We start from the raw sequence: 807 nt of genomic DNA on the forward strand, positions 1-807 counted from the left end.
GGAGCCGCTGCTTGGTTGCAGCATGCGTAGCCAGCAGGAGCTCAACTCGCCGTCTTGGCTGAGGCGGTCCCAGTGGAAACGCACACAGACGCGGTTGAGATTGTCGGTGAACAGTTCATGGCCGCTGGGCGAAACGACTACGGCGGTCTGCGGGCCGGGGCTGGAAGGTTTGGCGTGCTCGAACGGGCTGCGGTACGGCGCACTGTGTAGCTGGCCTTCGAAGTGGCTGGTGAAGAAACCGTAGGAGGCTTCGCTCAATACCGAGCCAAGCAGCGAATGGTCCGGCGCCGGACGCACGGTCTTGAACAGCGGTGCCAGACTGCCGGGGGCATCACGGCGCTGCTGGGCCATGGGCAGGTTGCTTTCGGCAAAAAACTGCACCTCGATCAGCAGAAACTGCCGGGCCTCGGCGGCCTTGCGCTCGTACAGCGGGTGCTGGGTCAGCTCGAACCAGCGGCCGGCCTGCAACTGGCGTACCCCGGCTTGGCCGTGCACGCGGCGGGCCCGGGATTCGTGCTGCTCGATCTGCACGCGGCTGAGCCAGTCGCCGCGCTCCTGTTTCTGCCAGTTGTACTGGCCCTGGTACGCGTAACGCTCCAGAGCCGCCGGCGCGGAGGCGGCCTGCAGAGCCGGCATCACGCTTTCACGCGGCTGGGTGTGAGCGAGGTAATCGACACTGCGCCAGTTGAGCTTGCCGCTGAGCAGCTGCGAACCGCTGCTCCACTGGGTGATGCCGTCCTGCTTCTGGGTCACGCTCTGGGTGTGGAACGGGACTTGTTGCGGAGCCAGGGCGGGCAGGGTATCGAC

1 protein-coding gene is annotated in these 807 nt (G+C 65.9%); it reads right to left on the bottom strand.

Translation table 11 applies throughout. From position 1 onward, the window contains the following. The coding region (locus tag PFU01S_RS21355) for a type VI secretion system Vgr family protein (protein ID WP_042139956.1) at positions 1-807 on the bottom strand (807 nt) is incomplete at both ends.

This window comes from Pseudomonas fulva NBRC 16637 = DSM 17717 (genome assembly GCF_000730565.1).
In the GTDB taxonomy this organism is placed as follows: Bacteria; Pseudomonadota; Gammaproteobacteria; order Pseudomonadales; family Pseudomonadaceae; genus Aquipseudomonas; species Aquipseudomonas fulva.